The following is a 14,044-nucleotide window of genomic DNA, read 5'->3' as shown; positions in this document are numbered from 1 at the left end:
TCAATGTCACGTATTGGTAAAAAACCAGTTACGATTCCTGCTGGCGTTACTGTAACAGTTGCTAATGACAACACGGTCACAGTAAAAGGTGCTAAAGGTGAACTTTCGCTTTCAGCTAACCCGGCATTGGAAATCAAAGTTGAAGAGAACGAATTGACGGTTGTTCGTCCAGACGAATCGAAAGAAAGCCGTACAATTCACGGTACGACACGTGCCCTTATTGCCAACATGGTACAAGGTGTGTCGAACGGATTCCAAAAAACACTTGAGATCTCGGGGGTTGGTTACCGTGCTACGAAGCAAGGTAACAAACTCGTCCTCAACCTCGGCTACTCGCACCCAATCGAGTACGTTGCTGAGGAAGGTATCGAAATCGAAGTTCCTTCAAACACGCAAATCATCGTAAAAGGGATTAACAAAGAGCGCGTCGGTCACGTTGCTGCTCAAATCCGCTCGTACCGTGCTCCAGAACCTTACAAAGGTAAAGGTGTTCGTTACTCTGATGAACGTATTCGCCGTAAAGAAGGTAAGACTGGTAAGTAATTCGTCACGAAATGAACGGAAAGGAGTGGCATAAATGATCACAAAGGCAGATAAAAATGCAGTTCGTAAAAAACGTCATGCTCGCGTACGTCGTACGATCACGGGGACAGCAGCTCGTCCACGTTTGAACGTATTCCGTTCGAGCAAGCACATTTACGTTCAACTTATCGATGACGCGGCACAAACAACGCTTGTGTCTGCATCTTCGAAAGATAAAGCTCTCGATCTTACAAATGGCGGTAACGTTGAAGCAGCGAAAGCTGTTGGTAAACTTGCTGCAGAACGTGCACTCGAGAAAGGTATCGACACAGTTGTGTTCGACCGTGGTGGATACCTCTATCATGGCCGCGTCAAAGCTGTTGCAGAAGCAGCTCGTGAAGCAGGTCTTAAATTCTAATAAAAAGGAGGGGACACTCGATGCGCCAGTTAGACGTTAACATGGAACAACTTGAAGAACGCGTTGTTACCGTAAACCGCGTCGCGAAAGTCGTAAAAGGTGGCCGCCGCTTCCGTTTTGCTGCTCTCGTAGTCGTAGGTGACAAAAATGGTCACGTCGGTTTCGGTACAGGTAAGGCACAAGAGGTGCCAGAAGCGATTCGCAAGGCTATTGAAGCCGCTAAGAAAAACATGGTACAAGTACCTATGGTTGGTACAACAATTCCACACGAAATCACAGGAGTATTCGGAGCAGGTCGTGTATTCATGAAACCAGCTTCTGAAGGTACTGGGGTTATCGCTGGTGGTCCAGTTCGTGCGGTGCTCGAACTTGCAGGTGTAGGTGACATCCTTTCGAAATCGTTAGGTTCAAACACACCGATCAACATCGTCCGTGCGACGGTACAGGGCTTGACTGAGCTCAAAAAAGCAGAGGAAGTTGCTAAACTACGTGGTAAAAGCGTAGAAGAACTTCTTAACTAAGGGAGGGAACTAGACATGGCGAAACTCGCAATCACCCTCACACGCAGCACAATTGGTCGTCCGGAAGGTCAGCGTGTTACTGTACGTACACTCGGTCTTCGCAAAATGCATCAAACGGTCGTTGTCCCAGACAACGTCGCGATGCGCGGTATGATCAACAAAGTGTCGCACCTTGTGACTGTAAAAGAAATCAACGAATAATAAAGATTTTAATAAATAAGGAGGTGCCACTATGAAACTCCATGAATTGAAGCCAACTCCAGGTTCACGTCACGAACGTAACCGTGTCGGTCGCGGTATGGCGACTGGTAACGGTAAAACTTCTGGTCGTGGACACAAAGGTCAAAAAGCTCGTTCGGGCGGTGGCGTTCGTCCAGGATTTGAAGGTGGACAAAACCCACTTTACCGTCGTCTTCCAAAACGCGGTTTCAACAACCCAACTCGTAAAGAGTACGCGGTTGTTTCCCTAGACACGCTTAACCGTTTCGAAGCAGGTACTGAAGTTACTCCAGAACTCTTAATCGAGACTGGTGTTGTCAGCTCTGCTAAAGACGGAATCAAGGTCCTTGCTAACGGCAAGCTTGAAACTAAATTGACTGTAAAAGCCAACAAGTTCTCGGGTGCAGCGAAAGAAGCAATCGAAGCAGCTGGCGGTACAGTTGAGGTGATCTGATGTTTCAGACGATCTCCAATATGTGGCGCGTGAAAGATATTCGACAGCGTATTCTCTTCACACTCGCAATCATCATCATTTTCCGCATCGGGGCTCATATCCCGGTGCCGATGGTGAATACGGATGTGTTGCGTTTTGACTCAGGAGGTCTTCTTGACTTCTTGAACTTGTTTGGAGGAAATGCTTTACAGAACTTCTCCTTGTTCGCAATGGGGATCATGCCGTACATTACGGCATCGATCGTTGTGCAACTTTTACAAATGGACGTCGTTCCAAAGTTTGCCGAATGGGCTAAACAAGGAGAGGCGGGCCGTAAAAAGTTAGCGACGGTCACGCGCTATGGGACGATCATCTTAGGCTTTGTCCAAGCGACTTCACTGTCGTTTGGATTTAACCGCCTCTACCCAGGTCTCGTCAATGAGACGTGGGGAACGGCAACTTACTTTGTGATCGCGATTGTACTCACTGCGGGTACAGCGTTCTTGATGTTCCTTGGTGAAATGACAACGGAGAAAGGTGTTGGGAATGGTATTTCCATCATTATCTTCGCCGGTATCGTCGCCGGGTTCCCAAGAATCTTCACGCAGATTTATGAAACAAAACTCCAAAACGCTGGAGATGCATTGTTCATTAATATCGTTTACTTGGTTGTATTGGCACTTGTTATTTTGGCTGTGACGGTTGGGATCATTTATGTTCAACAAGCGGCACGCAAAATTCCAATCCAATATGCAAAACGCACGGCGAACCGTACCCCAGTGGGCGGTCAGTCAACGCACTTGCCAATCAAACTAAACGCAGCAGGTGTTATCCCGGTTATCTTCGCGATTTCCTTCATGGTAACACCACCAACTGTTGCAAGCTTCATTGCTTCGCCGGAGACAACGCAAAAATTACAGACGTACTTTGACACGACGGCGCCAATCGGAATGTCGATTTACGTTGCGTTAATCATTGCGTTTGCCTACTTCTATACATTTATTCAGGTCAACCCTGAGCAAATGGCAGAAAACCTGCAGAAGCAAGGTGGTTATATTCCTGGGATTCGTCCTGGGGCGCAAACAGAACAGTACATCACGAAGTTGCTGTATCGATTGACTTTCTTCGGAGCGATCTTCTTATCGCTCGTGGCGATCATGCCGACAATCTTCATTAAGCTTGCCGGTCTTCCAACTTCCGTTCAAATCGGAGGAACGAGCTTGTTGATCGTCATCGGGGTAGCCCTCGAAACGATGAAACAAATCGAAAGTCAACTTGTAAAACGACACTATAAAGGCTTTATCCGTTAAAGCGGAAGGAAGGGTTGACCCTTCCTTCCTGTCGTGTTTACAAGCCCTTCGTGAAAATCAAAACTGGAGGCTAACCGAGATGAATCTAGTACTCATGGGCTTACCGGGTGCTGGGAAAGGGACTCAAGCTGCTAAAATCGTAGAAGAGTACCAAATCCCTCACATTTCGACAGGCGACATGTTTCGTGCGGCAATCAAAGGCGGAACGCCACTCGGTAAAGAAGCCAAGTCATTCATGGATAAAGGTGAACTCGTACCGGACGAGGTAACAATCGGAATCGTACGTGAACGCCTTAGCCAAGATGACACAGAAAAAGGTTTCTTACTCGATGGATTCCCGCGTACTGTTGCTCAAGCAGAGGCACTCGAAAGTTTGCTTAAAGATTTGGGGAAACAGATTGACCACGTCGTCAACATCGATGTGGATGCGGAAATTCTCGTTCCACGCTTGACAGGTCGTTGGATCTGCCCAACGTGTGGTGCGACATATCACGTGATCTTCAACCCACCAAAAGTGGAAGGCATCTGTGATGTGGATGGGTCGGCACTCATGCAACGTGAAGACGATAAAGAGGAAACGGTTCGCCGTCGCCTTGACGTCAACATCGAGCAATCGAAACCACTCATTGACTTTTACGCTGAAAAAGGGTATCTTCGTACATTGGATGGAGATCGTCCAATCGATGTCGTATATGCCGATGTCAAAGCATTACTCGGTGATACTGAATGATCATCACGAAGACGCCTCGTGAAATTGCGATTATGCGTGAGGCTGGGCAAATTGTTGCTCGAACGCACCAGGTGCTCAAACAGCACATTAAACCAGGAATCACGACGCTTGAGCTCGACCGGATTGCGGAAGATTACATTCGCAGCCAAGGTGCGACGCCATCGTTCAAAGGCTATAACGGTTTTACCGGTAGTGTTTGCGCTTCGGTGAACGAAGAGCTTGTTCATGGCATTCCAGGAAAACGGGTATTGAAAGATGGAGATATTATCTCAATCGATATCGGTGCCTACTATAATGGATACCATGGAGATTCCGCTTGGACTTATCCAGTGGGAACAATCACAGAAGAGACACAGCGGCTACTTGACGTAACCGAAGAAAGTCTGTATAAAGGATTGGAGCACGCCAAGGCTGGAGGGCGATTGACAGATATTTCGCATGCGATTCAAGCATATGTTGAATCACATGACTTTTCTGTCGTCCGCGAATACGTCGGTCATGGTGTTGGACAAAATTTGCACGAAGAACCGCAAATTCCACACTATGGTCCACCGGGGAAAGGGCCGCGCCTGAAGACTGGGATGACGTTAGCCATTGAACCAATGGTTAATGCTGGTCAACGCTATGTTCGAACACTGGCTGATAACTGGACAGTTGTCACCGTGGACGGTAGCATGTGCGCCCACTTTGAGCACACCATCGCCATCACAGACGATGGATACGAGATTTTAACGAAACTCGATTCCGGTGAATGAGGCTCTATTGTTTCATACTGATCCGTTCTGGATCCTTCTCTCACAGTAGATGGCAATAGATCGTCTGTGCTCCTAAAGATTTTCATATAGAAAGGGGAATAAATGATGGCGAAACAAGATGTCATTGAAGTGGAAGGCACTGTTGTCGAACCACTTCCGAACGCAATGTTTAAAGTGGAGTTAGAAAACGGCCACACGGTGCTCGCGCACGTCTCAGGGAAAATTCGGATGCACTACATTCGGATCCTTCCAGGTGACCGCGTAACTGTTGAGTTGTCTCCATACGACTTGACTCGCGGGCGGATTACGTACCGTTATAAGTAACTCCGATTTTTCCAGGAGGAGGGTATACTCATGAAAGTAAGACCGTCGGTAAAACCGATTTGCGAAAAATGTAAAGTTATTCGCCGTAAGGGTAAAGTAATGGTAATTTGCGAAAACCCGAAACACAAACAAAAACAAGGTTAATTTCAGAGGAGGTGCACACATGGCACGTATTGCTGGTGTAGATATTCCACGCGAAAAACGTATCGTTATTTCGCTCACATACATCTATGGTATTGGTAAAACAAAAGCACAAGAAATTTTGAAGGCTGCTAACGTATCTGAAGAGACACGCACACGCGACCTTACTGAAGATGAACTCAACCGTATCCGTGAAGCAATTGACGGAATCAAAGTTGAAGGTGACCTTCGTCGTGAAGTTTCACTTAACATCAAACGTTTGATCGAGATCGGCGCATACCGCGGTATCCGTCATCGCCGTAGTCTCCCTGTTCGCGGTCAAAACACGAAGAACAACTCGCGTACTCGTAAAGGCCCACGCCGTACAGTAGCGAACAAGAAGAAGTAAAGGAGGGAATTGAACAATGGCGAAACGTAAGCAAAACGTACGTTCTAAACGTAAAGTTAAAAAACATGTTGAAGTCGGTGTGGTACACATCCGTTCTACATTCAACAACACAATTATCACAATCACTGATACGCAAGGTAACGCGATTTCATGGGCTACTTCTGGTAACCTTGGATTTAAAGGATCACGTAAATCGACTCCGTTCGCAGCGCAAATGGCTGCTGAAACTGCAGCGAAAGTTGCAATGGACAACGGTATGCGTACAGTAGAAGTTAACGTTAAAGGTCCTGGTGCTGGACGTGAAGCGGCTATCCGTGCGCTCCAAGCTACTGGTCTCGAAGTTACTGCAATCCGTGACGTAACTCCAGTTCCGCACAACGGTTGCCGCCCTCCAAAACGTCGCCGCGTATAATCGCTTGAGCGTGTGAGGGGTTTACCTAGCACGACAGCTTATACTTTAGCAGCTCAAACTGCACGGCAGGATATACTCAAGGAGGGGTTCAGATGATCGAGATTGAAAAACCAAAGATCGAAACGGTCGAAATCAGCGAGGACGCTACGTTTGGTAAATTCGTAGTAGAACCGCTTGAACGTGGATATGGCACTACTCTCGGTAACTCACTACGTCGAATTCTATTGTCATCGCTCCCAGGTGCAGCGGTAACAGCGGTTCAAATCGATGGCGTGCTTCACGAGTTCTCTACGATTGACGGTGTTGTCGAAGACGTCACTCAAATCGTACTCAACCTCAAGAAGTTGGCACTCAAAGTGTACTCGGAAGAAGAGAAAACGCTTGAGATTAACGTTTCAAGTGCCGGTGCTGTCACTGCGGCAGACATTACCCATGATAGCGACGTTGAAATCTTGAATCCTGAGCTCCACATCGCGACTCTCGCTGACAATGCGACGCTTCGCATGCGTTTGACTGCTCGCCGTGGTCGTGGTTACGTCCAGGCAGAAGATAACAAACGTGATGATATGCCGATTGGGGTCATTCCAATCGATTCGATCTATACACCGATTCAACGCGTGAACTACGAAGTAGATAAAACACGTGTCGGTCAAGACGCTAGCTTCGATAAGCTTTTGTTAGACGTGTGGACAGATGGTTCAATTCGTCCGGAAGAAGCTGTATCATTAGGGGCTAAAATTTTGACTGAACACTTGAACATCTTCGTTGGTTTGACAGATGAGGCTCTCAACGCAGAAATTATGGTCGAGAAAGAAGAAGACCAAAAAGAAAAAGTACTCGAAATGACGATTGAAGAACTCGATCTCTCAGTTCGTTCGTACAACTGCTTGAAGCGCGCTGGCATCAACACTGTTCAAGAACTCGCAAACAAATCAGAGGAAGAGATGATGAAAGTTCGTAACCTCGGACGTAAATCACTCGAAGAAGTTCAACACAAGTTGGACGAACTCGGTTTGGGCTTGCGTAAAGAAGACTAAGTTCAACCGAAGGAGGGAAATGTAATGGCTTATTCGAAACTTGGCCGTACAAGCTCGCAACGCAAGGCGCTTTTGCGTGATCTTGCAACTGACCTAATCATCAACGAGCGCATTCAAACAACTGAACAAAAAGCGAAAGAACTTCGCCCAGTCGTTGAAAAATTGATCACTCTTGGGAAACGTGGCGATCTTCATGCCCGTCGTCAAGTAGCTTCATTCGTTCGCAAGGAGAACGCTGGAGAAAAAGACGCAATCCAAAAATTGTTCGAAGACGTGGCACCACGCTACGCTGAACGTCAAGGTGGATACACGCGCATCATGAAAGTCGGTCCACGCCGCGGTGATGGTGCAGAAGTTGTAATCATCGAACTCGTCTAATTCATTAGGCAGTCAACAGGGCATGCGGTGACGTATTGCCCTGTTTCCACATCAGAAAGGAGTCGACCTATGGAATCACAAATTATGGTACGGGATGTCGTATTTCATTACCCTGGACAGTCTGAGCCGGCGCTTAACGGCCTATCGCTCGATGTATATAAAGGGGAATGGCTTGCGATTGTCGGCCATAATGGTTCTGGCAAGTCGACACTGACGAAGTTGTGGAACGGACTTCTCATTCCTGAACAGGGGGAAGTTCGCGTCGAGACACTCGATCCGTCGAACGCCGCAGACGTGTGGGACGTTCGAACGCGAATCGGGGTCGTCTTTCAAAATCCCGACAATCAATTTGTCGGGGCGACCGTGCGCGATGATGTGGCATTTTCTCTCGAAAACATGGGACTTCCACGTCAAGAAATGGTTCGTCGAATTGATGACAGTCTAGCGCGCGTTGGATTATCGGAACTAGCGGACCGTGAACCGCATCAGTTATCCGGTGGACAAAAGCAGCGCGTTGCGATAGCTGCGGCTCTCGCAATGCGCCCGCGTGTCCTCGTGCTCGATGAAGCGACCTCCATGCTCGACCCGATTGGGCGACAAGAGGTATTACAAACGGTACGACAGCTCGTCTCGGAAGGGATGACCGTTGTCGCCATTACACACGAGCTCGACGAAGTGTTGTTTGCTGACCGTATCATTGCATTGTCGAAAGGCAAGATTGCGATGACCGGCACACCTGAAGACGTGTTTCAACATCCAGATACGCTTCGTGACATTCAACTAGATGTCCCGTTTATCGTTCGGATGCAACTCGAACTGAAGGCACGTGGCATTCCACTCGATCGTCTGATGCTACAACATTCGGAGTTGGTGAACCATCTATGCCGATACGCATTGAAGAAGTAACATATCAATACCAAATGAATACTCCGTTTGAACGAACCGCGCTGCGCGATGTGAATGTAACCATTCCGTCGGGAGCGCTTGTTGCGTTTCTTGGGCATACTGGCTCAGGGAAATCGACACTCGTTCAACATATGAACGGCTTATTGCGCCCGACTGACGGACGTGTGGTGGTCGATGATATCATTGTCACCCCGTTTCGGACGCGCCGTGACAAGAAACAGAATCTTTTGCCGCTTCGGCGTCGCGTTGGGCTCGTCTTTCAATATCCAGAGCACCAATTGTTTGAAGAGACGGTCGAACGCGACGTCATGTTCGGTCCGCGCAACTTTGGCGCGACAGATGCCGAAGCGAAAGAGCGAGCCCACGAGGCCCTTCGTCTCGTCGGCTTGGATGAAACGTTATGGGACCGTTCGCCGTTTGATCTTTCAGGAGGGCAGATGCGCCGTGTCGCGATTGCAGGTGTTTTAGCGAGCCGGCCTGATGTGCTCATTGTCGATGAACCGACAGCGGGTCTCGACCCAATTGGGAGACGAGACATGCTCGCCTTATTCAAACGTTTACGAGAAGAGTTGAACCTTACGTTGATCCTTGTCTCGCATGACATGGATGATGTACTCGCCTATGCGGAGCGCGTCATCGTGATGGAGCGTGGTCAGGTGGCGTTTGATGGGGACCCGTTTGAATTGTTCCAAGACGAGGTACTGGTGCGACGGCTCCAGCTCGACATCCCGCACGTCTTACGATTCGCTCGTGACATGGCACCGGTTCTTGGAGAAACGTCCATCCCGCTCGTACGAACCGAGAGCGAGCTGGCAGATTGGGTGGCGGAACGGCTGAAAGGGGGAGCGACATGATTATCGGTCAATATATACCCGGACATTCGTGGCTTCATTCCCTTGATGCGCGTGCCAAGACGCTCTTCATTTTAGGATTTATCCCAGTTGTTTTTTTAGCTGACAACTTATGGACGAATTTATTTTTACTCGCGTTCACGTTGTTTGCGGTCAAACTGTCACAGTTATCGTGGCGCTATTTATGGAACGGTCTTCGCATGATCTTATTTTTGATCGTCTTCACGTTGATCTTACAACTGTTATTCAATCGAGACGGGACACTTCTATTCGAATTAGGACCGATTGCGATTTATTCGGAAGGAATTCGAATGGGGCTGATTGTCTCGCTTCGCTTCTTTTATCTCGTCATGTTGACGACACTCGTGACGTTAACGACGACACCGATGGAATTGACCGATTCGATTGAAGCGGGGCTACGACCATTCGAACGGATTCGTGTGCCGGCCCATGAGATTGCGTTGATGCTCTCCATCTCACTTCGTTTCCTACCGACGCTTGCGGACGAGACGGACCGGATCATGAAAGCCCAGCAGGCGCGTGGGGTCGATTTGATGAGTGGACCTTGGAAATCCCGCCTAAAAGGGGTCATCCCGCTCTTGATTCCATTGTTCATCTCCGCGTTTAAGCGTGCTGAGGACCTCGCTACGGCTATGGAAGCCCGTGGTTACCGAGGAGGAGAAGGGCGGACGAGGTTGCGTGAAATGGAATGGCAAATGCGTGACACAGCCGTATTACTCATCTTTATCGCGTTGACGCTCATTTTGTTTGGATTGAGAGGGATTGGATGAGACGAATTAAACTGATTGTCGCCTATGATGGGACACATTATGCGGGATATCAAGTGCAGCCGAATGGCAATACCATTCAAGCGGAGATTGAATCTGTCTTGGCACGTATGCATCGATATCCGGTAAAAATCGTCGCCTCAGGTCGTACAGACGCTCGCGTCCATGCGTTAGGACAGGTGATTCACTTTGACACGTCGTTAGAGATGCCCGCTGAGCGCTTCGTCAAAGCGTTAAACGCCATGCTACCAGACGATATCCTCGTTAAACAGGCGGAAGAAATAGACGATACGTTCCACGCACGTTACGGTGCGAAGCGAAAAGAGTATCGCTATTATATCCGTCAGACCGAGGATCCGTTTCGTCGGCACTATGCTGCGACCGTGACGTATAAGCTGAGCCTTGAGGCGATGCGTCAAGCGATGGAGCGGTTGATTGGGACCCACGACTTTACGTCGTTCTCTGTGACAAAGGCAGAAGTCGAAGATCGGGTCCGTACTATCTATGAAGCAGAAGTGCTCGAAATGGGAGACGAGATCATATTCCGTTTCGTTGGATCAGGTTTTCTATACAACCAAGTCCGCATCATGGTAGGGACGGTCATCGAGGTAGGGAGAGGCAAGTATCAGCCCGCAGATATCACACAAATGCTAGAGGCGAAGGACCGCCGCGTAGCGGGGATTACCGCCCCCCCACACGGTTTGTATTTGTGGAATGTGAATTATGAAAAAGTAGATTGACATTCCCCTTATAAAATCGTATTATATTCATTGGCATTTCATTTTCAAATTTAGAGATGAACCACAATCTTAGCCCCGTAAACTAGGATTATGATAAAGCATCAAAAAATTAAGTGAACAGACATTTCTAGGAGGTATTCCACATGCGCACAACATTCATGGCTAAAGCATCTGAAGTAGAACGCAAATGGCTCCTTATCGACGCAGAAGGCAAAACACTTGGTCGTTTGACTAGTGAAGTAGCTTCACTTCTTCGCGGTAAGCACAAGCCGACTTTCACACCACACGTTGATTGCGGAGACCACGTCATCATCATCAACGCTGAGAAAATCAAATTGACTGGTAACAAATTGAATGACAAGATCTACTACCGTCATTCAGGTCATCCAGGCGGTTTGAAATCACAAACTGCAAAAGAGCTTCTCGCAAAACGTCCAGAGCGTATGCTTGAACTCGCGATCAAAGGGATGCTTCCAAAAGGATCACTCGGTCGTCAACAATTCAACAAACTCCACGTTTACGCTGGAGCTGAACACAAGCACGAAGCACAAAAACCAGAAGTTTACGAACTTCGCGGTTAATCGAGACACAGGGAGGAACTAAACGATGGCAGATGTACGTTACTACGGAACAGGCCGCCGCAAACACTCGGTGGCTCGCGTTCACCTCGTTGCAGGTGACGGTAAAGTTGTTGTAAATGGCCGCGATATCTCAGAATACTTCGGTCATGAGACTTTGATCATGATGGCTAAATCACCACTCGTATTGACTGAAACAGAAGGTAAATACGATGTAATCGTTAACGTTAACGGTGGTGGATACACTGGACAAGCTGGAGCAATTCGCCACGGCGTATCACGTGCGCTTCTTCAAGCGGACCCAGAATTCCGTCCAAGCCTCAAAGAAAAAGGCTTCTTAACTCGTGACGCTCGTATGAAAGAACGTAAAAAATACGGTCTTAAAGCAGCACGTCGCGCACCACAATTCTCGAAGCGTTAATCTTCGCGATGTGGTTCGAACTCTCCATCCTTTCGGGTGGAGAGTTTTTTGTTTGAAATAGTCGATTCCGAACCCGTCAAGAAAACGCTTTTTTTGATATACTGATATCGAAACAGTTAGAAGGGGGAAGCAATATGCTTACAGTAGAGCAAGTACGCGAGGAATTGGCGGGGCTTGTTGATCCGACGATCAACCGAACGCTTGGAGATACAGCAGGAGTAAAAGACATTCGAATCAAAGAAGACTATGTCAGTGTAAAAGTGGCACTCGGACAAACAGGGAGCGGGGAACAGCTTCAGTTACAACAAGAAATCGTCACGTTGCTCAAGGGGAAAGGCTTTAAGACGGTCGGGCTTCGCTTTGAGGCATTGAATGATGAAAGTTTGAAAGAGGCGACGAAACCGGCAATCCTCCGTGAAAACTCAGGGACGACGTTTATCGCCATCGCTTCTGGTAAGGGTGGCGTAGGAAAATCGACAGTATCCGTCAACTTGGCTGTCGCGCTTGCGCGAGCGGGTAAAAAGGTCGGGTTGATTGATGCGGATATTTACGGCTTCAGTGTTCCAGATATGCTCGGCATCGAGGAACGACCGGTTGTTCGCGGCGAGAAGATCATTCCAGTCGAGCGTTTTGGCGTGAAAGTCATCTCGATGGGATTCTTCGTGGAAGACAATGCGCCGGTCATCTGGCGTGGACCGATGCTCGGGAAGATGTTAAATAACTTCTTCAATGACGTCGAGTGGGGCGATCTTGACTATCTGTTGCTCGATTTACCGCCAGGAACAGGAGATGTCGCGCTCGATATCCATTCCATGCTCCCATCATGTCAGGAATTGATTGTCACGACACCTCATGCGACAGCGGCATTCGTTGCGGCACGTGCTGGAGCGATGGCAATCAAAACGAACCATAAAGTGTTGGGAATCATCGAGAACATGGCCTACTTCGAAAGTAAGGTAACGGGCGAGAAGGAATACGTATTCGGATACGGCGGTGGAGAAAAGCTATCAGAAGCACTGAAGAGTAAGCTTCTTGCTCAAATCCCGCTCGGTCAACCGTACGACAATGAAGAGGACTTTGCACCTTCTGTCTATCGGGATGGACATCCGTTCGAGCATACGTATGATGAGTTGGCGCAAGCAGTCATTAAACAAATAGAAGGGTGAATCGGTGAGAGATGAAAGTACAAGGTTTTTTACGTTTGTTTTGGACAACGCTCGTATTCGGGACGTTGTTCGGGTTCCTGATGAATTTATTGGCGAACCCGGGTTATTTGGTCAGTCAGTCCTGGGAGGCAATTGTCACGGCGCTTAGTTATTCGAGTACATGGACAGGGATCAGCATGATGGGCTTCTTTGCCTATTTGATTATTCATCGGGTCGGACTCGATTTATTTAGAGGGCCACGTCTATGGAATCGCGTTCAAGTGTTACTAATCGCATTTGCGATTTTTGATGCCGTCTACTTACGGATGCTCGCATTCGGTAATGATCACATGTGGCGTTATATCGGTGAGATGCTTGTGTTACTCATTGTCGCTTGGGTCGTTGCTGCGAGTAAGGCGAAACAAACAAATAAGAGTGCTTTCATCCCGACACTTTTCTTAATGACTGTCATTACGTTAATTGAATGGATTCCAGCTCTGCAAACAACGGACGAGATTCCATTGCTCTGGCCGGCACTAGCCACATTGGTGTTTGCGAACGCTTATCAGGTATTAATGCTTCATCGCTTCCAACAGACAGGACAAGCGGTTCAAGTCGCTTCACCCGAAGTTAGAAAGAAAAAAACGAAGAAACAGATGTCGTCTAAATCATCGTAAAAAGTAAATGGTTGTGTGGATAATCCGAAGTGTTTCGGGTGATCCGCCAACCATTTTTTATTCATTTCAACAAAACAAAGAAAAATTAAAGTTTTTTTAGAAAAATAGTTGACGGTTTTTTAGGATGCTGATATATTAATAAACGTCGCTGATGTTGTTCACGAAACAAACTTCAGGAAGCGAAAAAAATAATAAAAAGTGGTTGACTTTAATAAGTCAAATCGCTATTATTAAAAAGTCGCTAACACGACAACGATTGGTCTTTGAAAACTGAACGATGAGGCAAAAAAAGTTTTACAATTTTTGAATGAAGCGCAAGCTTCGTCAATTTAAGAGCTATATCAAATTCT

Annotated in this window: 22 protein-coding genes; all 22 read left to right on the top strand. The window is 47.7% G+C overall.

Annotated elements, in window-relative coordinates; translation table 11 throughout:
* The first annotated feature begins 3 nt into the window (after positions 1-3).
* The 22 genes from rplF (at position 4) to KNO78_RS14645 (ending at position 13,694) form a co-directional block, all read left to right on the top strand.
* A complete protein-coding gene (gene rplF, locus KNO78_RS14750) occupies positions 4-543 on the top strand; it encodes a 50S ribosomal protein L6 (protein ID WP_012727662.1) in 540 nt (179 codons plus the stop codon).
* A 34-nt stretch (positions 544-577) separates the two neighbouring features.
* Complete coding sequence (rplR, locus tag KNO78_RS14745; protein WP_012727661.1) at positions 578-940, top strand: 50S ribosomal protein L18; 363 nt, start codon at positions 578-580, stop codon at positions 938-940.
* A gap of 20 nt (positions 941-960) precedes the next feature.
* Positions 961-1,461 carry a 30S ribosomal protein S5 gene (rpsE, locus tag KNO78_RS14740; RefSeq protein ID WP_012727660.1) on the top strand — a complete coding sequence of 167 codons (501 nt, stop codon included), beginning with the start codon at positions 961-963 and terminating at the stop codon, positions 1,459-1,461.
* A gap of 15 nt (positions 1,462-1,476) precedes the next feature.
* Entirely contained in the window at positions 1,477-1,662 is a 186-nt protein-coding gene (gene rpmD / locus KNO78_RS14735) for a 50S ribosomal protein L30 (RefSeq protein WP_012727659.1), read from the top strand.
* A gap of 31 nt (positions 1,663-1,693) precedes the next feature.
* Positions 1,694-2,134 carry a 50S ribosomal protein L15 gene (gene rplO, locus KNO78_RS14730; protein ID WP_012727658.1) on the top strand — a complete coding sequence of 147 codons (441 nt, stop codon included), beginning with the start codon at positions 1,694-1,696 and terminating at the stop codon, positions 2,132-2,134.
* Positions 2,134-3,423: a preprotein translocase subunit SecY gene (secY, locus tag KNO78_RS14725; RefSeq protein ID WP_012727657.1), complete on the top strand. Its 1,290-nt coding sequence runs from the start codon at positions 2,134-2,136 to the stop codon at positions 3,421-3,423. The genes rplO and secY overlap by 1 nt, the downstream gene beginning before the upstream one ends.
* A 79-nt stretch (positions 3,424-3,502) precedes the next feature.
* Positions 3,503-4,153 carry an adenylate kinase gene (locus KNO78_RS14720; RefSeq protein WP_012727656.1) on the top strand — a complete coding sequence of 217 codons (651 nt, stop codon included), beginning with the start codon at positions 3,503-3,505 and terminating at the stop codon, positions 4,151-4,153.
* Entirely contained in the window at positions 4,150-4,908 is a 759-nt protein-coding gene (gene map, locus KNO78_RS14715; protein WP_031421863.1) for a type I methionyl aminopeptidase, read from the top strand. The genes KNO78_RS14720 and map overlap by 4 nt, the downstream gene beginning before the upstream one ends.
* Before the next feature lie 105 nt (positions 4,909-5,013).
* Complete coding sequence (gene infA, locus KNO78_RS14710) at positions 5,014-5,232, top strand: translation initiation factor IF-1 (protein WP_021066622.1); 219 nt, start codon at positions 5,014-5,016, stop codon at positions 5,230-5,232.
* A 30-nt stretch (positions 5,233-5,262) separates the two neighbouring features.
* Entirely contained in the window at positions 5,263-5,376 is a 114-nt protein-coding gene (gene rpmJ / locus KNO78_RS14705; protein ID WP_003156543.1) for a 50S ribosomal protein L36, read from the top strand.
* Between the two features lie 19 nt (positions 5,377-5,395).
* Positions 5,396-5,761, top strand: coding sequence for a 30S ribosomal protein S13 (gene rpsM / locus KNO78_RS14700; RefSeq protein WP_012727653.1), 366 nt, complete (start codon positions 5,396-5,398; stop codon positions 5,759-5,761).
* A 16-nt stretch (positions 5,762-5,777) separates the two neighbouring features.
* The gene (rpsK, locus tag KNO78_RS14695) at positions 5,778-6,173 is read left to right on the top strand and encodes a 30S ribosomal protein S11 (RefSeq protein WP_012727652.1); all 396 of its coding nucleotides are present in this window, start codon (positions 5,778-5,780) and stop codon (positions 6,171-6,173) included.
* 92 nt (positions 6,174-6,265) lie between these two features.
* Positions 6,266-7,210 carry a DNA-directed RNA polymerase subunit alpha gene (locus tag KNO78_RS14690; protein WP_012727651.1) on the top strand — a complete coding sequence of 315 codons (945 nt, stop codon included), beginning with the start codon at positions 6,266-6,268 and terminating at the stop codon, positions 7,208-7,210.
* A 24-nt stretch (positions 7,211-7,234) separates the two neighbouring features.
* A complete protein-coding gene (gene rplQ / locus KNO78_RS14685; protein ID WP_012727650.1) occupies positions 7,235-7,588 on the top strand; it encodes a 50S ribosomal protein L17 in 354 nt (117 codons plus the stop codon).
* Positions 7,589-7,657: 69 nt separating this feature from the next.
* Complete coding sequence (locus tag KNO78_RS14680) at positions 7,658-8,494, top strand: energy-coupling factor transporter ATPase (protein WP_031421869.1); 837 nt, start codon at positions 7,658-7,660, stop codon at positions 8,492-8,494.
* Positions 8,470-9,348, top strand: coding sequence for an energy-coupling factor transporter ATPase (locus tag KNO78_RS14675; RefSeq protein WP_214691671.1), 879 nt, complete (start codon positions 8,470-8,472; stop codon positions 9,346-9,348). Before KNO78_RS14680 ends, KNO78_RS14675 begins: the two co-directional genes overlap by 25 nt.
* Complete coding sequence (locus tag KNO78_RS14670; protein WP_074035364.1) at positions 9,345-10,136, top strand: energy-coupling factor transporter transmembrane component T family protein; 792 nt, start codon at positions 9,345-9,347, stop codon at positions 10,134-10,136. Before KNO78_RS14675 ends, KNO78_RS14670 begins: the two co-directional genes overlap by 4 nt.
* Positions 10,133-10,873, top strand: a complete 741-nt coding sequence (gene truA / locus KNO78_RS14665; RefSeq protein ID WP_214691670.1) for a tRNA pseudouridine(38-40) synthase TruA — start codon at positions 10,133-10,135, stop codon at positions 10,871-10,873. Before KNO78_RS14670 ends, truA begins: the two co-directional genes overlap by 4 nt.
* Positions 10,874-11,016: 143 nt before the next feature.
* Complete coding sequence (rplM, locus tag KNO78_RS14660) at positions 11,017-11,454, top strand: 50S ribosomal protein L13 (protein ID WP_012727645.1); 438 nt, start codon at positions 11,017-11,019, stop codon at positions 11,452-11,454.
* A gap of 25 nt (positions 11,455-11,479) precedes the next feature.
* A complete protein-coding gene (rpsI, locus tag KNO78_RS14655) occupies positions 11,480-11,872 on the top strand; it encodes a 30S ribosomal protein S9 (RefSeq protein ID WP_012727644.1) in 393 nt (130 codons plus the stop codon).
* A 134-nt stretch (positions 11,873-12,006) separates the two neighbouring features.
* The gene (locus KNO78_RS14650; protein ID WP_012727643.1) at positions 12,007-13,038 is read left to right on the top strand and encodes a P-loop NTPase; all 1,032 of its coding nucleotides are present in this window, start codon (positions 12,007-12,009) and stop codon (positions 13,036-13,038) included.
* Between the two features lie 11 nt (positions 13,039-13,049).
* Positions 13,050-13,694 carry a KinB-signaling pathway activation protein gene (locus KNO78_RS14645; RefSeq protein WP_214691669.1) on the top strand — a complete coding sequence of 215 codons (645 nt, stop codon included), beginning with the start codon at positions 13,050-13,052 and terminating at the stop codon, positions 13,692-13,694.
* Positions 13,695-14,044 lie beyond the last annotated feature (350 nt).

Origin of the sequence: Exiguobacterium sp. s132 (genome assembly GCF_018617235.1) — a bacterium.
In the GTDB taxonomy this organism is placed as follows: domain Bacteria; phylum Bacillota; class Bacilli; order Exiguobacteriales; family Exiguobacteriaceae; genus Exiguobacterium; species Exiguobacterium profundum.
This window is presented reverse-complemented; position numbering and strand designations above follow the sequence as displayed.